We start from the raw sequence: 23,066 nt of genomic DNA, 5'->3' as shown, positions 1-23,066 counted from the left end.
CCATTTCCGCCATGCTTCTGAAACTTTATGAAAAAAATAACAATCCCGCCGACCTGCAGCAGGTGATCGACCTACTGAATGACGGAGGTATCCTTATCTACCCTACCGACACCATGTATGCCATCGGCTGCCACGGACTGAAGGAGCGCGCCATCGAGCGCATCTGCCGCCTCAAGGACATCGACCCCAAGAAGAACAATCTTTCCATCATCTGCTACGACTTGAGCAAGGTTAGCGAATACGCCAAAGTGGACAACAGCACCTTCAAGTTGATGAAGCGTAATCTGCCCGGAGCTTTCACCTTCATTCTGAACGGCACCACCCGCCTGCCCAAGATATTCCGTAACCGTAAGGAGGTCGGCATCCGTATGCCGGACAATTCCATCATTCAGGAAATAGCCCGCCTGCTGGATACTCCCATCATGACAACTACATTGCCGCATGATGACAATGAGGACATTGAATACTGCACAGACCCGGAACTGATTGACGAGAAATTCGGTGATATTGTCGATTTGGTAATAGACGGCGGTATCGGCGGTACGGAAGGCTCTACCGTAGTGGATTGCACCAATGGGGAGCCGGAAATCATACGCCAGGGGTTAGGCTGGCTGGACGAAGGATAAATATTGAATTCCGGCCACAATTTCCAAACCTTTTCAACTTCTTTTATGTTTCTTTACTAAGAAATACAGGAACTTTATGAGCACAAAAGAACAATACTGGAAATATTCATTGATAGCTATCATTATCGGGCTGGGAATCATTCTTTTCAGACAAATAGCCCCATTCATGGGCGGTCTGCTGGGAGCCTTGACTATCTATATCCTGGTAAGAAAGCAGATGATGTATCTTTCCGACAAGCGGAAAATGAAGCGCAGCATAGCTGCCACCCTCATTACAGCAGAGGCAATTCTCTGCTTTCTGGTTCCGCTTGGGCTGGTGGTATGGCTGGCTGTGGTCAATCTTCAAAACATCAATCTGGACCCGCAAGCCATTATAGCTCCTTTCGAAGAAGCGGCCAACATCATTAAAGCCAAAACCGGCTACTATATCTTGGGGAAAGACACGGTGGCATACGTCATTTCAATTCTTCCCCGCATCGGGCAAGCCATCATGGGAGGTATCAGCAGTTTTGCCGTCAACATCTTCGTACTGGTCTTTGTACTCTACTTCATGCTGATAGGGGGCAAAAAGATGGAACAGTACGTCAACGACCTACTGCCGTTCAATGATGACAATACACAAAACGTCATCCACGAAATCAACATGATTGTCCGCTCCAATGCCATCGGCATCCCCTTACTCGCCGTCATACAAGGAGGAGTAGCCATGATAGGCTACTGGATTTTCGGTGCTCCCAACATCTTGTTCACCGGTTTCCTGACCTGCTTCGCCAGCATCATCCCAATGGTAGGAACAGCGCTGGTATGGTTTCCGATAGCTGTCTACATGGCATTGATAGGCAACTGGGTTCAAGCTATCGGGCTGGCCATCTATGGCGGTGCAGTCATTTCACAGCTCGACAACCTGATACGCTTCATCATCCAGAAGAAAATGGCAGACATTCATCCGCTTATCACTGTCTTCGGAGTTGTAATTGGCTTGTCCCTTTTCGGATTCATGGGTGTCATCTTCGGGCCACTGCTCTTATCACTATTCTTTCTGTTCGTGGATATGTTTAAAAGAGGGTATTTGGATGCAAGGGGGAAGACGACGGAATAAGTACTTAATAAAGCATGACCATAATAGGGTTACCTTCCTCTTCTACTCCCATTCTCCGTTGATTATCATCACTGAGTTCATCCGGTTGTAACAAAGCAAAAAAATGTCCATCCGAAGTGACTCCCCTGATTTGGATATGCTGATTATTCATTTTATCAAATAAGCTATCACCCTTTTGGCAAACAACAGTTTTCTTTTCCTTATGGTAAAATCCACAATATGACTGGCTTTCTTCTAAATATAAGCTTGTATGAAAATGGAAATAGATGTATTCTGCATTCTCCAGAATATAGTCTATGGCTATTTTCTTATCACATCCTTCTACATCCAATTGCTGCTGCTCACTCCAGTGCCACTCACCCAGTTCAAAAACCAGATATGGAGTAAGTCCCTGCTCTGAAATAGTATAGATAGTATCATTAAAAGCTTGTTTCACTCGGATGGCATCCTTAGATTTCCATAACGAAGGGCTATTGATTGCCGTATAATATTTCCGGTCACCAACAAATTCTGCCATTGCCAAGTCACCTCCATAAGCAACATTGCCCCCCAACAAATTTGAAACCGACAAAACCTCATCCATGGGAAGCAGGGCTGAATTCCATGTAGCAATACCGGTCAATGACATCGTATTTCTATCCATATAAAAGACTGATGGCGTCTCCGGAGAGAGTTTCATTTTATTATGTCCCCAAATTCTGTCCGCATCCATCAAATAGTAATTTTGGGACAGAATACAATTGACTGTATCTTGCAATCGAATTCTATCCTTATATTTCCCATCAAATCCATATAGTAGGAAATCATTATTCCATCCCAATAGATAAACGGTTCTCCGAACCGCATCAGCCCAAAAGCTCACTTTCCCCCATGAATCCTTTGCATATCCTTCCGGATCAGTACCTACGTGTCCAATATCCCGAATATACTTCCCGTTAGTACGGTCAAAAAGTTTCAGATTCTGATGGACAGAAGATACCAATATCGCACTATCCATAATTATGCACTCCGGATATTTTCCTATAATAGCCTGCTCATTAGTCTCCAAAGGAATATAACTTATGCTGGAAAACAAATTTTGTACAGATTGTCCTTCTGACAATCTACTCATTGCTTCCGCAACATTAATTACATTGCCATCAATCTGCTTTTCGGAACACGAAGTTACAACCAACATCAATAATAAAAAGAATTTCCACATATATCTCATACCATTTCTATTCATTACTCTGAAAGTAGTAAAATATCACTTATCATCATTAATTACATTATTTAATCGATTCCGGCTCCATCACAAGGCGAAAACCTCCATACTCGTCACTATAATTCTCAATGTCGTAATCAATGTACGATACCCGACACCCCTCTGCTGTTCCTCCCCAACTTCCACCTCGCAATATTCGGCGGAAAAAAAGATAAGTACCCTCAAAAGGCCATCCCGGATGGATAGACTTACCACCTTGCTTGTATTCTTTAGTGTACAAATCACCGCACCACTCCCAAACATTGCCACTCATATCATACAATCCCAATTCATTGCTTTTTTTCAGACCTACCGGACGGGTAGTTCCAGCTTCTCCATATTGTCCGCCAGAGGAATTCCCAACATACCAAGCCACCTCACTTACCTGATTGCTGCCACTGTATTTATAGTGCTTACTTTTGTGTCCACCACGCGCTGCGTATTCCCATTCGGCCTCAGTCGGAAGACAAAATGTTTTACCGGTCATAGCATTTAATCTACCGATAAACTCCTGCGCATTTTTCCAGCTTACATTTTCCATCGGGCAATCTCCGCATCCCCCATTAAACGGCAAAATGGAATCAGTATCCATAACCGCCCTCCACAGCCTTTGAGTAACTTCATATTTTCCTATGTAAAAATCAGATACCGACTCCTTACGTGCTGGTTTCTCGTTATCCTCACAGTCACATCCCTGCTCATCTGTACATCCCATCATAAATGTACCTCCTTTCACAAAAACCATCTCAATAGAATCCCCATTCACAACAACTACAAGTTGCTGAATAGGAGTTTCATTCGACTGACATCGAATAAAAACAGTTATAAGACATATTGCCAAAACAACAGTCAATGCTTTAACTCTTCTTTTCATACTTTCATTAAGAACATTCTCTTCCTTAGTATTTCATACTATATATACGAATAGCACAAACATACTAAAAACAAATGAATTACGAACTATTCATAGATATATTTTTCACACTTCATGGGAAAACAGTTTCATCTTTATATCAACTTCTTAATAAAGAACAGCTATTATGGGGTTACCTTCTTCTTCAACTCCCATTCTCTGTTGATTATCATCGCTAAGTTCATCCGGTTGTAATAAAGCAAAGAAACATCCATCCGAACTAACTCCCCGAATTTGAATATGCTGATTGTTCTCTTTATCAAACAAGTTATCACCTTCTTGGCATACAACTGTTTTCTTGCGAATAAATATAAATCACTTCTTATATATGCAAGAATCATTTATGCTTACTTCAACAATACGATTACTATTTGACCCAAATAAATGTTCATTTTGAATATACAACTCTATTTCATGGCTTGGCAAATAATTCTGAAACCATTCATAATTTATTTCACTTTCCATACCTCTATTTATATAATAAAAAGAATCATTCTCCAACTCTATTACAATATCATTATGCTCTGTAGCAGATACACTTCTAACAATTCCTCTTTGCAGACTTATGTTATTTGATATAGACACGAATCTAAATATTAAAAATAGAGCTATAAAAGCCATCAAGACATACACTACAATTTTTTTTTTCATACGTAAATAATTATTATGCTTCTTACTAAAAAGAAGCGTTATACAATCTTTTCTTTAGCTAAAAACGAACAAGTTTCACCCGACTTCATATCCTGATTACGACTCCAGACCATCATAAAATTCTGCATCCTCAAATCCATAGCCTACCAAAGCCTCATTATAACCTTTCATTGCAATAAAGCCTCGCTTCTTCAAACATATTCGTCCAAAAACATCACGTTTACAAAGAGTACTGATATAGAATATATTTTCTTCATTCTCAAACTTCTTCATCACGAACTCTGCAAAGCCTTTCCCCAGATAATTATCTGCATCCAGATTACATACCGACTCGCTAACCTAAAAACCATATTCCCACTATGACTTCGTCGATAATAAGCCGGTTCATGCAAGTGATGCAAAATGAGATTTGTTTCATAGTGTTATATATTCATTATCAAATCAATGAACAGTAAATCTACCGAATGCATAAGCCCCATCCGCGCCCTTTATCTCAAGTAAAAAATCACCACCTAAACCTTGCTGTAACTGTACTTTTCTTAATATAGGAGAGTCTATATTCTCAGCAGAGGAGTAAACAACATTCCCATTCTGAGAAATTGCAATTTCCACTTCACCTATCGATTGATAGAATTCCAAATCAATGGAATGGTCATCATTCAAAAATGCTAAAAAAGGAGTAGCTGAAGGAATAGAACGATGAGCATTCCCCGGACCACCCGGTAAATCAAAATCCTCATCCATGACGATTTCTACTCTCGAAGGAAAAGTAACTGAATCTGCACTTACTACATTTACTACAAGAAAGTAGTATAAACTTAACAAAATAAAAAATGATTTCATAGTATCTTTAGTTTTGAATGTTACAAAGATAGCCATTCAATCACTTCTTAGAGAAAATACGAGTGGACAACACAAGACAAGTCAATACTCTATACACCAATAAGATGACAGTAAAAACATTTCTAAATTAGTGGACGAAAATCAAGCGATTATTCTAGTAAAGAGCTACAAATTCTTCCAATTTATCATTTGTATCCAAACTTAAGATTCCCCTCAACCTCCGTTTCTTCGTAAAAATGGAATTCATCTCACAGTCAAAAGTGAACATCAATTCACTGGAAGTGAAACCGACTTTAAGCAAAGCCAACAACATCAAGTTGCCACTAGTTAATTTAAAATCTTTCTTTAACCGAGAAATAAAATTACCATATATTAAATCTATATATTCAAGGAGTTGTTCTTTCTCCTGGTTGGTCATATTCTTCACAATCAGCTTTTCCTTCTTCAATTGTTCCAAGAGATAAACGCCATTTACACATACATTTTCACTTATTTTTTTATTCTCACTCTCCAATAGCAAAATCTTTTGGTTCAATTTAGCAATCTTCTCTCTATTTGTTTCTGCCATCTCACCTGCCCTTTGTTTCAACACATCAAGTTCATAAACATATCGTTTAATCATGCACTCATTTTCTTCTATTATTTGCATATTCTTCCGGAACAGTCCTTCATATCTCTTTCTCAAAAGAAAATACAAAACAATGCATAGCAGTATAATAAACAAGACTACTGCTATCCAAAAATAAAGCTGTATTTGCTTTTCACGTTCAACCTGTTGCTTTTCTAAAAGAAGTTTTCCTCTTTCATATTTACGTTGCAAAGTCAAAATTTGAGATGTTTGTTTAGCATCCCGTTCAATGACTAACAACGAATCAGACTTTTCTTTGAAATAGAGAGCCATTGCATACTTTTTCTGTTTCTTTTCCAACAGATACAAATAGTGATATGCACCCGCCAGAGTACGAGGATTTTCAGAATTCAAAGCTAAAGCGAAACATCTTCCAGCCTCATCCAACTTATTTAGATTCAAATAAATATTCCCCAATGACATTGAACAGTGATGCATAGAATGCCTATCTTGTTCAGTCTCTACCGCAGTTTTCAACAAGATTATTGCATTTTCCAAATCCCCTTCATTTCTTTTTGCAATTCCTTTTACTTGTAACAAAGAAGGAGTTACTCGTTCAAAATCGGTACATCCTTTCTTTTCCTCACACAAGGACAAAGCCCTATTGATGTAGTTATAAACACTGTCATATTGTTGTTCTACATAATAAATACGAGCAATATCCCGATAAGCATATATAACCCCTAAAATATCAACTGCCTTTTGAAAACAACATACCGAACTTTGATAATTATCAAGAGCATCTTTGTGTAGCTTTCTATCTGCATTCAAAATACCGATATACTCATATGCCAAGCCTTGTAACTTATACTCTTCCGTTTTCTCCAATTTAGCCAAAGCATTCAAATAGGCTTGCATAGCCAGTGTATTATTCCCCTGCAAATCCATCACTTTGCCATAATAAAACAATGCCTTCCCCGCTTTCACCTTATCCTCCCCATTCTTATAATAATCTACCGCAATTTTTATCAACGAATCCGACTGCAAACTATCCAGATAGTTTTTATCACGTGCTTGCGTCAGCAGCAATGCATAGTCCGCCCGCTGCTTCCCACGAAGCTCCTCCGGATGAGGAATTTGCTCCAACAGCAGCAATGCACTGTCAGGATATACATCCATATACCTCTCTACCTTATCAAAAACATTGGATACGTTCTTCTCTACGCAAGAACCTAACAGTACACAAACGGACAAAAGCCCAAGATATAACAGTTTTTTCATATGAACATGTTCTTTACCAGATTATCATTGCGTATACACAGAATCCTTTTGGAGATAAATATTCACATCAGCCAACGGCAATCCTTTTTCCCCATCAGTCACAATGCCATTTGTCTGCGCATTAGAAACAACTGCACAGCAGAATGTTATGAACAGTACTATACATCGCTTCATAATCCATGTATATATAATTAAACTTTGGATGAGAATAAGCTTTTTTACGGCCTCTCCCTTCAAAGATACAAAAAACCGCTTCAACAATGTACAAAAACAAGATAAATGTGACAAACAAAACAAATAGCTCAGAGCTTGTTTCCCCTTACATAGGCTTCCTTTCCATTTTCTGTACGGAGTTATCAGCGCCTATCGGCCGTGATGCGCTCTGCCAACGGCCGTCAACCACTCGACTAACGACCGTCAACAAGGTGCTTCATAACCGTTGAACACCTATTATACTCATAGTTTCCCCATACTGTGCACCTATCTTATTCCTATTATGAGCCCAGCTGCAGTCTATCGGTAAACGGTCTTTTACGAAGTTAATACCGTGTTTACACGAAACGCATATCGTGTAAACAAGATATTTGCAAAATGCTGTACATTCTATTAATACACTAACAAACAAGATATTAACTTACTTTTCGGCGTATTTCCGCTGTGGAAGCAAAAGTTGCTTCCACCTTTTTGAGTTGCTTCCACAGCACTTGTAATGCCGATGAATAAAGGGATGCAGGAAGTAGGTGGAAGTGTGGAAGCAGAAATGATAAAACTAAGCAGAGATAATTTTCCCTTAAAAGCAATAAAACTCCAGAATCTGCTGGAGCAAAGCATCCTGCTTTCCCAGACCTTTTTCCAACTCCACACTTTTCAGGTTATAGAGTTGTGCCAGCAAAGCTGACGACTGCTTCTCGCAAAGACGGGAATCATGTACCTGCTCCATCCAGCAGACGGTCTCTCCCCAAACATCTACCGAAAGATGTGACAAGACTTCTGTCGGGGCTCCCCCCTTCTCCACCTTACGGAAGATTTCGACCAAAGCACACAACAAGCTGGACATTATCTGTTTACAACGGGAATGGGAACGGGATTCCCGGTTTCTGAAACGTAGCAGGAAATAGTACCCCAGCCATAAATAAACGGTGGTGACTTCTGCATGGATTTTCTCTATCCTCTTCCAATGCGCAACCAAGGCAGCATCAATTTCTTCCAGAATCGCATCCGTATCATCTTCTATGTAGTATTTCTGCGCAAGACACTCTATCACGCACCCCCATTTCGCCATATCCACACACTCTTGCGTACGCCCCATCCATACATGGGCTTCCTCCAATATCCGGAATGCCTTTTCTCCACATTCCGGAGCATCATAAAACCGATACTGACGAAACAACAGAAGAGACTGACATAATAACTCATCCAAAGAGTACTCCGCACTTTCCATATTTAAAATTCAAGTATCCATTCAGGTAACAAAATCGAGCAAAAGTAATCATTTCCTAAGAAAATCACGCTGTTTCAGCACAAAAACCGGCAGGAAAAAGAAGATACCGATGACGGACATCACCAGTCCGCCAATGGTACCCGCCGCCAATGGAAACCAGAAAGCCTCCTTGTCCTCACCTATCATGAAAGGGATAAATCCCAGAATGGTAGAAACTACCGTGAGGAAAATAGGAACGACCTTCGCATTCCACGCCTTGACGTAGGCACGAAGAGCGGAAAGACGGGGAAAACGACGTCGGATGCTGTTGTACTCGTTCAGGATATAGATGCTGGCATTCACCGTGATGCCGCACAGCAGGACGAACGAGGCAAAACCGCCCTGGTCGAAGTTCAGCCGGAACCAATAGAAAGTAAGAAATACCCCGATATAAGAAACCGGAATCACAAAGATGATGGCAAGCGGCTGCTTCAGGGAGTTGAACAGAACGCTGGTCGTAAAGAAGATGATGGCTATCACCACCAGCAGAAGCAGGTATTGGCGGTTGTCCTTCTCGCCCCATGACCAACTGTTGCTGTCCGACTCGGCTGTATAACCCATCGGCAACAGTTTGTTGAACTCCTCCAGGTCACGTTTCTGTATCTTGTTGCCCATCTCATTGGAGCCGATATATTCGTATTGCAGGCAGAGGCGGTACTGCTGGTTTTCTTTGGCAATCTCCTGCGGCATCTGTCCCTTTTCCACAGTAGTCAGTTCGGAAAGCTTGTAATGCTTGCTGTTTCCTACTCCATAGGGAAAGAACTGCATCGCCCAGATGTCATATTCGGCAGACTGGCGGGAAGAGAGCTTGATTTTCTCCGTTCCCTGCTCGGCCGCTACCGAGCCAATCTCCAGATTCTTGCCGAAGATGGGGCGCACCGCAGAGAAAAGCACTTGCGCGTCGATGCCCTCTTGCGCCATGCGCTCCTTGTTCAGGTTGAAGTAGAATTCCTGATAGTCATCCTTCCACCAGGAGAACTCCGAATTGATGAGCACTTCCTTGATACGCCGGTGCGTCAGCAGCTTGGCCTTCAGCTTCTCCGCCCACTCATAGAGTTCGTCGTAGTTGTAGCCGTACATCCTGATGCGGTAGGAGCCGGCACTCTCGCGGACGTCATTACTGAACCCCTGGTCCTGCAATCCGTAGATGCCCCAGCTGCCGCCTCCCAGTTCCAGTGCCTTGCTTATCATATTGGCTTTCAGTGTATAGGGAAAACCGCTGTTCCGGGCTTCCTTCTTGAAATAAATCTGCATACTGGCACGCCGGGGGCTGTAGATGGAAGTATGAAACTGCCTGATTTCCTTGAACCGGCTGAGGTAGGTCTCCATACGTTTCATCAAAGTGTTCATCTGCTCGAGGGTGCTGCCATTGGGAAGGTTGGCGTTGGCATAGAGCACCACCTCCTCATTACGGGTGAAGTAACTGCCTTCGTACACCTTCTGTATGAAAAGCCGCAAGCTGCCGCCCAGCGCCTTGTCCACAACGGGTTTCACCGACTCCTTATAGGTATCCGAACCGAATACCTTATTGTAAGCAGCTTCCCATTTTCCCCCTCCTTCCAGTTTGTCGGGCAACAGAAAAACAGGCAGACCGAAACCCAACAGCAACAGCAGGCATACAGCCCAGCGCCAACGGCACAGAAAACGGATGAGAGCAGAGTAGCAGCAGGAGAAATAAACGGGGAAACGTCTGAAAATCCGTCCCAACCTTGTTTTGAATGTTTGCGTCAGCCCCGGCAAGACAAGACGCCTCTTCTTCCCCGTAATCCGCCTCACCAGTCCTATCTTCTCAATCATCGACGGAACAAAGAACAATGCCACCATCAAGGAAACAGCCAGATTGATGATCACTACCGCTGCAAAGTCCTGCAGGTTGAGCCGTATCTTCTCGTCAAGGAAGAAAATGATAACAAGCGCACCCATCGTAGTGAGGGTTGCCGCCAACACCGACAGGAAGGCCTTGAGATTACGCCGATGCAGAATGTGGTCGGTCATGACAATGGTGCTGTCTATCACTAGATTCAGCGAGACAGTGATACCCGCCAGCGAATAAAGCTGCATCTCAAGTCCGAAGAGGTAGTAGAAGATAAGTGCCACCGCTATATTTACAGCCAGGCTGGTAACTATCAGAAAAAGATATTTCAACTTACGAGTAATGAGCCATACGAATACAAGCAGGATGAGTACCGTCAAGCCGGTACGGAAGTAAATCTTGTCCAGTTCTTCCCGTATGTACTCGGTCGCATCATAGCTGGTATGCACTTCATATCCGACAGGAAGTACCTGCCGAACAGCTTCCATCTCGTCCATCACGGCACGGTTCAGTTGCAACTGGTTGGCAGTTTCTTCCGCAGTAATGGATAGATAGACGGAATTCAGCCCATTGATGCGGTAATAGCTTTGCGGCTCCTCCTCCATACGGACAGCCGACACCAGTTCGTCCAAGCGGAGCAGTTTCCCGTCGGTAGCCGTCACGGTGATGGCAGCAGGATTAAAACCAAGGGAGTTGCTCTCCGGCACCAGTGCCAGGCGTATCCATTCCCGGCTACCGTTACCTGTATCCACATTGTGCGTACCCAAAAATTCCTTCCGGTAATGCCGCTGTACTGCCTCGCTGATGTCCGATAGGGTCACACCCAGCAAGCGCAACTGTTCACTGTCATATTCCAGTCTCCACTCCATGGGCGTGGCACCGCTGAGTTCCACCTTATAGATACCCGGAATATTTGCCAGCCGCGGCTTGATATGCTCCTCGGCATACTGCTGAATCAATATCGGGGTGGAGGGGGCGTTCAGGGTGAAGGACATGAAGGGGCGTGAGGCGTTCTCGTCGGGCACTTTCATGTGAATGGTGGGATAGCTGACACCTTCGGGCAATTGGGGCCACGTCTGCCGGATGATGGTGGAAGCTTCGAAGCGGACTGCCTCGACATCGGCATGCTTGTCCAGCTCCACAGTAATGTTGCCGTAGCCGTTGCCCGAGGTGGAGTTCAGCCGCTTCACTCCGCGGATACGCGCCAGCATGGATTCCAGCTTGCTGGTCACTTCCATCTCCACCACCCGCGACGAAGTGCCAGGCATGCTGAAACCCACCGTGAAGCCGGGCAGGCTGCGTGACGGATTCAGCTTGACGGGGAGCAGCGGTATCAACGCCACTCCTACCAAAGCAAGGCAGACAAACGCCACTATGACGGTGAAGGAAGAAACTCGTTTCATCAGTTATTATAATCAAATTTTTCCGACAGCGAAAATCCGCTGGCAAAGTCGTGCAACGTCAGTTTCCGTATCTTGTAATAATTCAGCCAGTAGTCCTGCAAGGCGGAGATGTAATTGCGTTGCGCTTCCTGCTGGCGGTTCAGCGAGAGGGTCAGGCTGTTGATGTCTGCCTTGCCGATAATGAAGCGCTGGCGGGTTTCGTTATACGCCAGGATGGCAAGGTCGAGGGCCTCTTCGGCACTGGCGACGAGGGCTTGCTGGACGTTGAAGTCGCTGACGGTCATGATAACCTCCTCCTCAATGCTGATTTCACTTTGCCTGGCAGAAGTCTTCACCACGTTCAGATTGTTCCTCGCCATGTTGTATTTGCCTTTCCTCACGCCCCAGTCCACCAGTGGAATGGAGACACTGACCGACACCATCTCCTGCTGCATGGGATGCCTGTATGCTTCACCGAATTTCTCTGCCACCTGGTTGAAGCCGACGCTGGCGTTGATGCTGGCGTTGAAGCGCGATTCCTTCTTCGTCTTGTCTACTGTCTGCTCGGCTTCCAGCACTTCCTGACGAAGCCCCAGAAATTCCGGATTGTTGGCTTGAGCGGCCAGCAAAGCCTCATCAACCGGTATGGTCAGCGCCCTCGGACGTCCCGGAAGCGACACCCTGATATCCGTGTTCTTCTCCATATTCAGGAAAGATGCCAACGAAAACATGGCGCGCTTCAAGGCACTGGCGGCATTCTGCAAAGTATTGCGGGCGTTCACCACGTCGAGTTTCAGCGTCAGCAGGTCGGCACGGCTGATGGCGGCTATTTTCAAGCGCTGCATGCCGATGCGGTAGAGGGTATCGGTGGAGACGGCATTGTCCTTGGCCAAGTCATATTCCGCCTGTGCCATGGCAAGCGCAAAGAAATAGGTAGTGGCCTGCTCGGACACCCGCTCTGCATTGTAGATATACTCCTTCTTCACCTTCTCGTACTTCAGCGGCTCAATCCTGCGTTCCCAACGGAAAGGATTGTAACCGACCAGACTCTGCGAGTAGCCCAAACGAACCGGAACACTGGTGAACTGGGTATACTTGTTTCCACCGAAGCTCCGCATATAGCCCAGCTCCGTATCCAGATAGAACGTACCGCCCGTCAAGTCGAAATTCTGTCTGACGGCAAGATTGCCGTATGCATAGAAGGATTGCTGGCTGCGATAGATGTCAAGGTCCTGTTCGGAGTCGTAACGCTTGGTGATATCGCGGTTGTACTGTGCCGGAGTCATGTTCAGCGTCAGGCTGGGAAGGCGGTTTGCCTTATAGGTGCGGTATTCCCAATAACCGGCCAGATACATGTTCTTGGTGCGGAAGGCTTCCAGCGAACTGTCATTCGCCAGGGCAATGGTCTGCTGCAAATCGAGCGTTATCCGCTGTTGGGCAAAAGCGGAAAGGGCTCCCAGACTGAACAAAAGTATAAGACTTAATTTCTTCATGCTCTTTCTTTTCTATAAATAAACCAATATATCAACGGGATGATGAACAGACTGACCAGTGTCCCCACGAACATCGCCCCAATCATCGCTATGGAAAGCGGCTTCTGCAGCTCCGAGCCCATGTCGAACGAGAACAGCAGCGGAACCATAGCGAAAATGGTGGTGAGCGATGTCATGATGATGGGCCGGAGCCTTCTGCGCCCCGCCTCGTGGATGGCCTCGAGCAACGGCATACCAGCCCTCCGTAATTCATTAATGGCATCCAGCTTCAGGATGGAGTCGTTGATGATGATACCGCACGTCACAATCAGTCCGATGGCGGACATCAGGTTCAGGGTATGCCCGCATATCCACAACAGAAGCAGGGCAAACGCCACATCTATCGGAATTTCCAGCAGCACGATGAGCGGCTGCACGAAGCTTTCGAACTGGGCGGCAAGAATGAAATACATCAGCAGGATAGAGATGAAAAGAATCACCACCAGCTCGTCCAGCATCTGGCGGTTGGAGAAGAAACTGCCGGAAAAGGCCGTATCCCAGTCACCCGTGGCATCCGCCTCCCGCTTCACCTTTTCCATCAACTCCGGAGCATCGTCCACTTCATAGAAACGGAACGGTATATATTCACCGTTGCGTCCTGCCGTAATCGTCTTCAAGTCCTCAGCCGGACGCACCTTTACCAGCTCCCGAAGCGGAATATGCTCCACTTCGCCCTTACTGTCCGGACGGGTCTGTATCAATGTCTGCTGCAGCACCTCGTTCACTGTCCGCTCCTCGCCCACAATGCTGATAGGCAGGTATTGCTGGTAGGAATGGAGCATAGCTACGCTGTTCTCCTTGAACGCTGTCCGCAACGTACGGTAAAGCTCGTCATACGAAACGTCATAGAGCAACAGCTTTTCCTGCAAAATGCTTATGTCAAGCTGGTTCTCGAAAGCGATGCCTACGGGCGCTGTCCCCGTAAGCTCCGCAAACTGTTGTTCCAGTCCGCGCAATTCTTCCGCCGCCGGCGCCTTCTCCTTGTTACGGGCATAAAGTTCTGCCACCACATCGGCCTCCCCGGTCACGAAAAGCTTCTCGAACACGGTTTCGGGTGGAGAAAAGGAGACTGTCGCCAACGGATATTCCCGTGTCAGCCACTCGCCCGCCTGCTTCTGCAAGGGAGCAATCCCGTCAGGCGAGGAAGTCTTGAAATACAATTCTGCCTCCGAAGAAGAGAGAGCCTGCTCACGGTTCAGCAGATAGTCCTGCTGGCCTATGGCAGCCGTCTGTTCCACAGTCTTGTCCAACAACTGTCCGAACAGCACATTCACACGATGCCGGTTCTCGTCCACATGTATGTTTTCGTTCCATTCCACGTGGACTATCAGTTCATTCTGGTCTATCTGCGGCATACGCTCCTTGCCGACGGAATAGAACAGAAAGACACAAAGAGGTATAGAAACCACACAGAATACGCTACTTACCGTCTTGTGGGAGAATACCCAGTCGATGCCCGCATCATAAAAACGGTCCAGCGTATGTTCCTTCAACGGATTGTTGATGCGGATGCGGGAGAACCACGACCTGCCGCGCAACCCCGTCCGGTAGACCAGCATATAGAGGACCGGCAGCAGCATGATACCCGTGAAGTAGGAAACCAGCAGCCCCACCGTAACAGAGAATGCCTGGTCATAGAACAACGCCCCTGCAATGCCGCTCATGAATATCAGCGGCACAAATACGGCAATAGTGGTCAGCGACGAACTCAGCATGGGCGTAATCACCTCACTCGTTCCCGTCACGCAAGCCCGCCGCAACGAATAGCCCCGTTCGCGATACTGCGAAATGTTCTCCGTCACAATGATGCTGCTGTCAATCATCATACCCAACGCCAGGATTAATCCCGACAAAGAAATGATATTGAGTGACATCTTGAACAAGTAGAAGAACAGGAAGCAGATGACAATAGATACCACCATACTCAACCCGATGATGAACGGTGATTTGATGTCACCCAAGAAGAGTACCGCCACAATGCAGATGAACAGGAAACCCAACGACAAGTTCTGCTGCAGATTGGAGATGGTATAGTCCAGCAACTCCGTCTGGTTACGGCTGATGCTAAAATCAATGTCGGGATATACTTTCTTGAAGTAGTCCATCGTGCTGTTGATGGCAAGCTTCATGTCTTCCATATTCTCGTCCGCCTGCTTGATGACGGCAAGGGTAACGGCACGCTTGCCATTGCTCATGGAGACACCTTTCTCCTTGGCAGGAACAATCTCTACCCGGCAGAAGTCTCCCAAGCGGATGATACGTCCTTCCTTTCGCAGCAGGATGCCCTTCACGTCCTCCTCTGTCCGCAGCAGGGTGGAGAACTTAATGTTGTATTCGTAGTAGCCGTCGCGCACGGTCATGCTGCCCGGCTCCACGTTGTTTTGCGCCAGCACGTTTTCTATGTCTTCAATGGAGAACCCCAACACAGCAAGCTTATCCGGGTCGGGCACAATCTGTAACTGGCGTTCGACCAAACCCGTGACATCCACCATTGCCACTTCCGCCAACTGCTCGATGCGACGCTTTATGACATTTTCGGCAAACTCGCACAAATCAAGAAACGCGCGTTCGTCCACCTTGCCGTATGCACTGTCGCTTTTTAGGGTCAGATTGAGGTAGAAGACAGGAATGTCCGTCGCACTTGCCTTTATCACCTTCGGGCGTTCGGCATCCTTGGGCAGATAGTTCATGGCGGCGTCAATCTTCTCGTTCACTTCTATGAAGGCAAGGTCGGTATTCGTACCGAAGTCGAAGCCCAGGCGGATGATGCCTGCACCATCGCGCGTCTCGCTGTCCATGTCCTTCAGTTTCGCCACCTGGATGAGCTGCTGCCGCAGAGGTTTCACCACCGTATTCTCTAATTCACGCGCCGAGGTATTCTGCGCCGACACCTGCACTGTAATTTCCGGGATGGCAATATCGGGCAGCAAGGATACCGGCAAGGTGAAGTAAGTCACCAGCCCGACAATGAAGCATGCTGTAAATGCCATCAGTACGGCAATAGGCCGCTGTATCAAAAACTTTATCAATTTTCAATTATGAATTTAAATTGTGAATTATGAATTTTCAACTTTCAATTTTCATCTTTCAATTTTCCACCACCTTCACCGGCGCCTCATGTGCCAAATTCACATTTCCCGTCACGATGACCGTATCGCCTTCTTTCAGGGCATCGTCGGCCATGCTGTAGCTTTCCGCATTCTCCAGTCCGGTCTGCACATAGTTCCACTGCGCCTTTCCGTCTTTCAGGGTAAAGACGACTTGCTTACCCGAACGCAGTACGACGGCACTTTTGGGTATCACGAGCTGACTGTCCAGAGAACGGTGTACATTTACCCTCACATTCATGCCGCTAAACAGACGTCCCCTGCCATTGACGGATGCCTTTACTTTCACCATTCCCTTATCATCTACCAGAGGATTGATTTGGGTGATGCGGCCCTCTTGTTTGGAAGCGGCATCCGAGTAAGGGGTGACAATCACCTTGTCGCCACTCTTTATCAGGGGGAGTTCACTTTCCAGTACCGTAAAGTCCACTTCCATGCTCTGAGTGCCAATGATGGAGCAGAAAGATTCCGAAGTGCTTGCCTCGTTAAAGGGCTTGGAAAAGAGGTTCGCCACCACGCCGTCGAAGGGGGCAACCAGCGTAGCATGCTCTTCTTCATAGGCGGCGAGTTCGTACTGGGAGAGACTTTGGTCGTAACCGCTCTTTACTCGTGCCAGCTTCATGATGTCGGCAGGAATTTTGGAAGTATCACCCACCGGATAGCCTTGCCCTATCAATACGTCCTGCAGCTCAAGTTCCGCTTTGTCCAGAGCATCCTTGGCTTGCGCGGTCTTGTTCTTCAGACGGAACTTATCCAGTTCGGCAAGTTTCTGCCCTTTGCGCACCGGGTCACCGTTCTTCACGTAGATGTGTGCCACTACACCGGTAGTCTCAAAACGCAAATCCGCCATGGCACCGGCGGTTACTTTTCCGTTGCTCACCAGTTCATGCTCAAAGGTCGCCCGCTTCAGGACTTTCACGGTCACTTCATTGCTTTCACTTGGCAGGACGGTTGCCACCCCTTCCTCGGACTCTTTTCCCTTTCCGGCATCGGAGCAGGCGGCAAGCAGGGCAACGGCCATGCATAGCAGGTATCGATAGTTCTGTGTCTTCATATTCATACTCAATTATAAATTGATAAAATTAATCGTTTCAAAAAAACGAACCGATATTTGCATGTGGACACTTTTTTCATAGCACTTTAGCAATTAGTTCGCTCATTATTAACGCTTTACGTTTTTATTCATCTTTTTTAATATGGACAAAAATAAGCTGAATCTTTTTTATTTCCTCCCTCATCTGTCGTATTGCCGTAGAATGCACTTTCGGCTCTTTCGTCAATACCATCCACTTCATTTTTTCAAACTTGTCCGGTTGCCTGAAGCTTGGTTCCGCATAAAGCTTCGCAAGCAGATAATAGGGATAAATACGTCCCGGCAAACGATGGGTGGAACGGATAAACCAGTCTTCCGCTGACAAGCAATCACCCATCTGCTGATAGTTCTTGCCTATCACATTCAGTATCATGGGGTCACAACTACGCTGTAAAGCTTCTTTCAAAATACGGTTGGATTTACTGAACTGCTGCTGCTTGTGCAATCCATGCCCATATTCGAACAAGAAAGATGCCCGGTCCCTCAACAGAGGATAAAGGCGCCCGTACTCTTTCTCTGCCGATTGATACGCACCTGCATTATACAGCACCCGCGCATTCATCCACTCCCGACAGGCCTGCTCCACTTGCAAGTCATTCTTCAGGCGAAAACCGCCAATGATGCCTACTGATACAGCCAGCCCCAACCATTGCCAACGGTCGGCACCGGACAAGCACGCCACAAGCAATCCTCCAAATGTAACGATAAATACCGGAAGTTGTAGCGGATAGGAGGAAAAAGAGAATATCATCAAAGAAAGAATAGCCCCACAGATACCATAACGTCCTTTACGGACTCCCCTATACAAACACAGCACGACCACAACCAATAGACATACCGCCAAAGGAATGCCCAGTTCGACCGCAGCCTGCAGATATTCATTGAATGCATATTCCGGACTTCCCGCCACACGTTCCTCCCACGGTTCATAATCACCTGCTGCAAAATAAGTTTCCTGCGCATTTCCATAGGCTGCTGCGAAATTATGAATCCCATATCCGGTCAACGGCTTTTCTGCAATGGCACGACAAGTTATCTTCCACATGAAAAGACGGCCACGTGCAGAATCGGGTTTCAAGACAAACAGTAAATAGCCCGCCAATAGCAAGACACAGAATCCACCGACCACTACCATCACCACACGCTGCCTTTGCTGCTGCCATAATAATCTGAACTTATCCGTCCAATCCATATGCCAAGCATATACACACAGACAGGAAACTCCTGCCGCCAACCATGCCGAACGGCTCATTCCTGCCGGAAGCACACAAAAGATAAGCAGCATCACACCACCGGCAACAACACGTCCCCCCCTCCTGCCACAAACCAGCCATTGATACAAACATACCGGAAGTATCATAGCCAAATAGCCCGAATAAGGTCCCGGATTGAAGAAAGAACCCGTCAAGGCGTACATAGAGTGACCGGAAGTTGCAAAGCCATAGAGTTGGCGCAACCCTAAAATAGATTCAGATCCTCCCAACACAACCAATACCCAGGAAATCACAGAATCCAAACTTATAAAATCCCCTTTAGACTTAAAGATAAGCGCCGATAGAATACATCCAGCCAACAAGAAGGACGCCTTGTCGAACCAGACCCACTGCCCGACAGTTTCAGCAGGAAGTAACCCTGAAGAAGCTACGCATACCATTGACAATAAAACCAGAACAGCCATCCAAAGCACAGTCCAAGTAACGACAGCCTTTATTTGCCTTATTCTATTTTCTTCCATACCCGTTCCCATTTTATACTTCCTGACATATCATCCTTCGATTTCCAAATGCGTAGAGCCCTGCCTACAATAAAAGGTTCAGGCAACAATCCCCAATAGCGTGAGTCTTTCGAGTTCTCCATCTTGTCACCGGATACGAAATAATAATTCTCACGGAAACAGTATCTGCTTATAACACTGTCTCCTAACAATACAGTATCCCTCCTGAACGTCAGTTTCTCCTTCTGTTCCCATTCTATCAGATTTCTATAAAGCATCCGGTTCAGTGAATCCATCTCTACTACACTTCCTTTAGCCGGTATGTACAATGGTCCAAATTCGGCAATGCTCCAGCCCAGTTCTTTATCAAAAGGATAACTTTCAACCACTATTCCCCTATTCACAAATTCCTCGGAGTCAAGTAATTTTTGCAATTTATCTTGTGCAGCAGTATTCCCCAAGTATCCGTCATGCCCTTTCACCCTATAATGGCAGTCCTTGATTTCCAAAGTGTCTCCCGGAACTGCTATACAACGCTTTACATAATATGACATTACATCAAAGGCAATGCTGTCCCAACTTCCCGGATAAGGAAAATTGAATACAAGCACATCATTCCTCTTGAACTCCCTCCATCCGGGCATACGATGAATCTTAACCTCTTTCCTTTCCAATGCGGCAAACACATCGAACAACCTCGCTCCTTTTGAGCACTTATCAACCAGAATATAGTCTCCTGCCAACAAGGAAGGTTCCATCGAATCAGAAGGAATCTTAAAGGAAGTGACAAGCAACAACTGAGCCAACAGTCCCCAAAGAGCCACAAAACACAATCCATAGACTAAATTAATGCCCCAAGCCAACAACTTACGCAAGAATAAATTATTCCGAAACCTCATTTCCCAAAATTTGATATGAAAACCTGCTTTCCGTTCTCAATCCGAAATACTTGCTCCTCTTTGCCACGTGTGATGTCATGAAGATAAAAAAGTGCGCCCCTAGGCATGTTGTCATACACCAAAAAAGTATCGGTAGCCTTTTTCTGTCCCAACGAAATCCATCCATCTTTTCCCCCATGATAAAACAACTCATAAACATCGCCTATACGGACAAAATTATCATCATTTCTGGGCATATACATCAATTCATTGAAACATATCTCCTTACCAAAATCAATCACCATAGAAGCACCTCCCTTTTTAGGTAAATAGTAAGTAAGCACGTCACCGTCAATAATATTATCTATTTTAAGATACTTATTTTCCGAAACATCTCCTTCTATTTTCAGAGGATTCACCTTCACTCCATCATAACTGAAAGACAACTCGGCCAATTCAATACGTATATCTTTTGGCGTAGAGAACCTAACATACCGTCCTTTCACCGGTTCCGGCAAATGTATAAAAGTACGGTTGGTATGTGGGGTATCGCAAATACAATAAAATGGTTCATTCCCTGAAAAATCTTTTCTATTTGACACCTCAAATTTACTGCCTACCATGATATTGAAACAGTATCTAATCCAGTCAAAGAAAGCAGCTTTTCTTTTTAAAACGACAGTATCCTTTACAGACAAATCAGGAATGTAAGGATGTGCCTCCTTACCGTCAAAGAAAAAGGGATAACCTATGGGCTTATAGGTTGAATTCTCATAAGCAAGAGGCATATATATCATTTTAGCCTCTATATTATTGAAAGTCGCTTTTCCTTTCCTCAATTTAGCTATATCCACTCCCTCTCCTGCCGTTTGCGGACGAAATACTCCCAAATATACATAGTCGTCTTCTACATCACTTAAATCCAACACCAAATCATCTTTAAAATAATCTTCAGAAACATCCTTCACAAAACAATGTCTGAACAAGGGAGGTATCTCATCTTTCACACTCAGAAACTTCAGTTTCTCTTTTTGTAGACCATAACAATAGCGAAATACCTTCCCTATCCTTCTTCCGTCCACGTCCCACTTAAATTTAGCCACATGGAAAGAGTTTATATTAACAAAATTTCCCAAAGAATCTCTCACTACATCCCAGATATGGCCCATTCGGGATTCCGATTCAAAGAAATACACGTCTGCTGTGGCCGGAATTCCTAATGAGCGCAAAACATAAAGTCCAAAATCACACATGTCCACACATTTTCCGGCCCGATGCTCCAATAGGAAAAGAGCACCCATATGAGGTGAATCAAAGTCATTATTAAACCGAAATCCCCTTTCCCTCAGGTTCTCCATAACAACCTTCGTGGCTTCCATTACATCTGTTCCTATATAAACAGAGTCCAATAAAAACGAGAATTCCTCGCTGTATACACTCCGCCAGTCTTCAAGCGTTTCATCACCGATACGATAAGGAAGAATCAATTCACAGAAATCATCAAAGGAAAGATCTTTATTCCAAGGCCTTTTCTTCCAGACCACAAAGGCTTGATCTATATTACGAATCAGATAATCAGCAGTTATAACATGAATATCATACTCTTTATTCATCATCGAAGCCGGATATTTCTCCCATTTTGCTACTTGACTACTATCAATGATACCAAAAGAATCCGTAGTTGCTTTCCAATATCTCAACGTATCTATCAGCCACCCTTTGTAACTGTAACATTTAGGCATATTCTCAATCAAAAAGCAAGCTGCTTTATATTTCTCCCCACTATCTTTATAGTGGATAAGTACCTTTTCTAACTCGCCCCGATTACTCCCAGCCAGTTCAAGCGCTTTACTCAAACGATGGTTGTTCACACAAGAGCAAAGAAGCAATAATGTAAACAACCACACAGATTTCCTCATACCTTATTAATTTTCGTTTTTACTTTTTTAAACACTCACTGTGCATTACCAGAAACCGTAAGTATTATCGGAGATGACTCCGAATTACAATGTATTCTTACTGTTTTACTAAAATGTTCAGGATGTTCTGCCTTATAAATAATAGACAAATTCAAATCCATTCCCGGACGAACCGGCTCTTTAGAGTACTCTACAGAAATACAGCCACAAGACGTATCCACCCCTTCTATTGCCAACAGTTTATCGCCTACATTTTTCATGACAAAAGTAACCTTCTGTTCTTTTTGCCAGTCGAAATTCCCCATAGATGTCGAAACTTTATCCACATCAACAATTGTTTGAACAACATTGTCTTCATCATCAGATTTTACTTCTCTGCCTTGTATAATCTTCAAATAGAGCTCTCTTACTTTCAAATTATGGATAGGATTACCCATAGCTACAACTCTATTATCATTATCCAACAAAAAAGTTTGAAATGCCATATCAGCAGGAAAATGATTCAACTTATTCAAGTAGTCTCCTTCATCAATACAAATCGGATGTTTAAACCTTTCCACCCGTAAAGTTTGATATATCTCCATTCCATTTTTAGGACACAAGAAAAAAAGGAACTGTACCGTATGAGGTCGTATAGAATCGACTACGGTGATAAACTTTTCCCATTCAGCAAGTTTCAGTTTACAACTGGTACAACCCGTAGAATCAATATAAGTCAATATTTTATATGTGTTTTGAATGGGATATTCTACCGTATCTTTTCCTTGAATCGTAAAAACCGACCTAGCAGGCAAACTCAATTCTTTTCCTATCCATTTCTGTAACAAAGAAAAAGATTTGTCTTTATTGGATTTTCCACATGAAGCAAATACCACAAAACCTAAGATTATTATTATAAAATTCTTCATAAGTTATCATTTATAA

The 23,066-nt window shown here is 44.9% G+C and carries 17 protein-coding genes; 2 read left to right on the top strand and 15 right to left on the bottom strand.

All coding sequences use genetic code 11. The features are described from left to right. Positions 1–11: 11 nt before the first annotated feature. Both ITJ87_RS07180 and ITJ87_RS07175 read left to right on the top strand, forming a co-directional pair. Positions 12–626 carry an L-threonylcarbamoyladenylate synthase gene (locus ITJ87_RS07180; RefSeq protein WP_117964810.1) on the top strand — a complete coding sequence of 205 codons (615 nt, stop codon included), beginning with the start codon at positions 12–14 and terminating at the stop codon, positions 624–626. Between the two features lie 76 nt (positions 627–702). After that, the gene (locus ITJ87_RS07175; protein ID WP_057097207.1) at positions 703–1,725 is read left to right on the top strand and encodes an AI-2E family transporter; all 1,023 of its coding nucleotides are present in this window, start codon (positions 703–705) and stop codon (positions 1,723–1,725) included. Between the two features lie 4 nt (positions 1,726–1,729). Here the strand turns inward: ITJ87_RS07175 and ITJ87_RS07170 are convergent, their stop codons facing one another. The 15 genes from ITJ87_RS07170 to ITJ87_RS07095 form a co-directional block, all read right to left on the bottom strand. Next, positions 1,730–2,926 (bottom strand): 6-bladed beta-propeller, encoded by a 1,197-nt coding sequence (locus ITJ87_RS07170; protein WP_225982652.1) that lies wholly within the window; start codon positions 2,924–2,926, stop codon positions 1,730–1,732. A 67-nt stretch (positions 2,927–2,993) separates the two neighbouring features. Continuing rightward, positions 2,994–3,842 (bottom strand): formylglycine-generating enzyme family protein, encoded by an 849-nt coding sequence (locus tag ITJ87_RS07165; RefSeq protein WP_117964812.1) that lies wholly within the window; start codon positions 3,840–3,842, stop codon positions 2,994–2,996. Between the two features lie 354 nt (positions 3,843–4,196). Further along, positions 4,197–4,532, bottom strand: a complete 336-nt coding sequence (locus ITJ87_RS07160) for a hypothetical protein (protein ID WP_117964814.1) — start codon at positions 4,530–4,532, stop codon at positions 4,197–4,199. A 96-nt stretch (positions 4,533–4,628) separates the two neighbouring features. Continuing rightward, positions 4,629–4,805 (bottom strand): galactosyltransferase-related protein, encoded by a 177-nt coding sequence (locus ITJ87_RS07155; protein ID WP_227224186.1) that lies wholly within the window; start codon positions 4,803–4,805, stop codon positions 4,629–4,631. A 168-nt stretch (positions 4,806–4,973) separates the two neighbouring features. Then, entirely contained in the window at positions 4,974–5,411 is a 438-nt protein-coding gene (locus tag ITJ87_RS07150; protein ID WP_016272561.1) for a DUF3244 domain-containing protein, read from the bottom strand. A gap of 118 nt (positions 5,412–5,529) precedes the next feature. Further along, complete coding sequence (locus tag ITJ87_RS07145; RefSeq protein WP_117964816.1) at positions 5,530–7,224, bottom strand: tetratricopeptide repeat protein; 1,695 nt, start codon at positions 7,222–7,224, stop codon at positions 5,530–5,532. A gap of 790 nt (positions 7,225–8,014) precedes the next feature. Next, positions 8,015–8,665, bottom strand: coding sequence for a hypothetical protein (locus ITJ87_RS07135; RefSeq protein WP_008665573.1), 651 nt, complete (start codon positions 8,663–8,665; stop codon positions 8,015–8,017). A gap of 48 nt (positions 8,666–8,713) precedes the next feature. Next, a complete protein-coding gene (locus ITJ87_RS07130) occupies positions 8,714–11,920 on the bottom strand; it encodes an efflux RND transporter permease subunit (RefSeq protein WP_117974694.1) in 3,207 nt (1,068 codons plus the stop codon). Continuing rightward, the gene (locus tag ITJ87_RS07125; protein WP_005823863.1) at positions 11,920–13,392 is read right to left on the bottom strand and encodes a TolC family protein; all 1,473 of its coding nucleotides are present in this window, start codon (positions 13,390–13,392) and stop codon (positions 11,920–11,922) included. The genes ITJ87_RS07130 and ITJ87_RS07125 overlap by 1 nt, the downstream gene beginning before the upstream one ends. Next, positions 13,389–16,460 (bottom strand): efflux RND transporter permease subunit, encoded by a 3,072-nt coding sequence (locus ITJ87_RS07120; RefSeq protein ID WP_117964820.1) that lies wholly within the window; start codon positions 16,458–16,460, stop codon positions 13,389–13,391. The genes ITJ87_RS07125 and ITJ87_RS07120 overlap by 4 nt, the downstream gene beginning before the upstream one ends. A gap of 58 nt (positions 16,461–16,518) precedes the next feature. After that, positions 16,519–17,592: an efflux RND transporter periplasmic adaptor subunit gene (locus ITJ87_RS07115; RefSeq protein ID WP_022402360.1), complete on the bottom strand. Its 1,074-nt coding sequence runs from the start codon at positions 17,590–17,592 to the stop codon at positions 16,519–16,521. Positions 17,593–17,716: 124 nt separating this feature from the next. Beyond that, entirely contained in the window at positions 17,717–19,366 is a 1,650-nt protein-coding gene (locus ITJ87_RS07110; protein ID WP_229135019.1) for an O-antigen ligase family protein, read from the bottom strand. Continuing rightward, positions 19,348–20,244 carry a signal peptidase I gene (lepB, locus tag ITJ87_RS07105; RefSeq protein ID WP_035450049.1) on the bottom strand — a complete coding sequence of 299 codons (897 nt, stop codon included), beginning with the start codon at positions 20,242–20,244 and terminating at the stop codon, positions 19,348–19,350. Before lepB ends, ITJ87_RS07110 begins: the two co-directional genes overlap by 19 nt. Next, complete coding sequence (locus ITJ87_RS07100) at positions 20,241–22,142, bottom strand: hypothetical protein (protein WP_035450051.1); 1,902 nt, start codon at positions 22,140–22,142, stop codon at positions 20,241–20,243. The genes lepB and ITJ87_RS07100 overlap by 4 nt, the downstream gene beginning before the upstream one ends. A 35-nt stretch (positions 22,143–22,177) precedes the next feature. After that, a complete protein-coding gene (locus ITJ87_RS07095) occupies positions 22,178–23,050 on the bottom strand; it encodes a DUF1573 domain-containing protein (RefSeq protein WP_117964822.1) in 873 nt (290 codons plus the stop codon). Positions 23,051–23,066: the final 16 nt, after the last annotated feature.

Source organism: Bacteroides sp. HF-162 (assembly GCF_015679285.1).
Taxonomy (GTDB): Bacteria; Bacteroidota; Bacteroidia; order Bacteroidales; family Bacteroidaceae; genus Bacteroides; species Bacteroides uniformis.
The sequence above is the reverse complement of the archived record's forward strand: the minus strand, read 5'-3'. Positions and strand labels throughout refer to the sequence as shown.

Excerpts from the sequence above, each read along its gene's own strand:
- ITJ87_RS07180 (WP_117964810.1), top strand. The coding sequence starts at position 12 with ATGCTTCTGAAACTTTATGAAAAAAATAACAATCCCGCCGACCTGCAG.
- ITJ87_RS07175 (WP_057097207.1), top strand. The coding sequence starts at position 703 with ATGAGCACAAAAGAACAATACTGGAAATATTCATTGATAGCTATCATT.
- ITJ87_RS07170 (WP_225982652.1), bottom strand. The coding sequence starts at position 2,926 with ATGTGGAAATTCTTTTTATTATTGATGTTGGTTGTAACTTCGTGTTCC.
- ITJ87_RS07165 (WP_117964812.1), bottom strand. The coding sequence starts at position 3,842 with ATGAAAAGAAGAGTTAAAGCATTGACTGTTGTTTTGGCAATATGTCTT.
- ITJ87_RS07160 (WP_117964814.1), bottom strand. The coding sequence starts at position 4,532 with ATGAAAAAAAAAATTGTAGTGTATGTCTTGATGGCTTTTATAGCTCTA.
- ITJ87_RS07155 (WP_227224186.1), bottom strand. The coding sequence starts at position 4,805 with ATGAAGAAGTTTGAGAATGAAGAAAATATATTCTATATCAGTACTCTT.
- ITJ87_RS07150 (WP_016272561.1), bottom strand. The coding sequence starts at position 5,411 with ATGGCTATCTTTGTAACATTCAAAACTAAAGATACTATGAAATCATTT.
- ITJ87_RS07145 (WP_117964816.1), bottom strand. The coding sequence starts at position 7,224 with ATGAAAAAACTGTTATATCTTGGGCTTTTGTCCGTTTGTGTACTGTTA.
- ITJ87_RS07135 (WP_008665573.1), bottom strand. The coding sequence starts at position 8,665 with ATGGAAAGTGCGGAGTACTCTTTGGATGAGTTATTATGTCAGTCTCTT.
- ITJ87_RS07130 (WP_117974694.1), bottom strand. The coding sequence starts at position 11,920 with ATGAAACGAGTTTCTTCCTTCACCGTCATAGTGGCGTTTGTCTGCCTT.
- ITJ87_RS07125 (WP_005823863.1), bottom strand. The coding sequence starts at position 13,392 with ATGAAGAAATTAAGTCTTATACTTTTGTTCAGTCTGGGAGCCCTTTCC.
- ITJ87_RS07115 (WP_022402360.1), bottom strand. The coding sequence starts at position 17,592 with ATGAAGACACAGAACTATCGATACCTGCTATGCATGGCCGTTGCCCTG.
- ITJ87_RS07110 (WP_229135019.1), bottom strand. The coding sequence starts at position 19,366 with ATGGAAGAAAATAGAATAAGGCAAATAAAGGCTGTCGTTACTTGGACT.
- lepB (WP_035450049.1), bottom strand. The coding sequence starts at position 20,244 with ATGAGGTTTCGGAATAATTTATTCTTGCGTAAGTTGTTGGCTTGGGGC.
- ITJ87_RS07100 (WP_035450051.1), bottom strand. The coding sequence starts at position 22,142 with ATGAGGAAATCTGTGTGGTTGTTTACATTATTGCTTCTTTGCTCTTGT.
- ITJ87_RS07095 (WP_117964822.1), bottom strand. The coding sequence starts at position 23,050 with ATGAAGAATTTTATAATAATAATCTTAGGTTTTGTGGTATTTGCTTCA.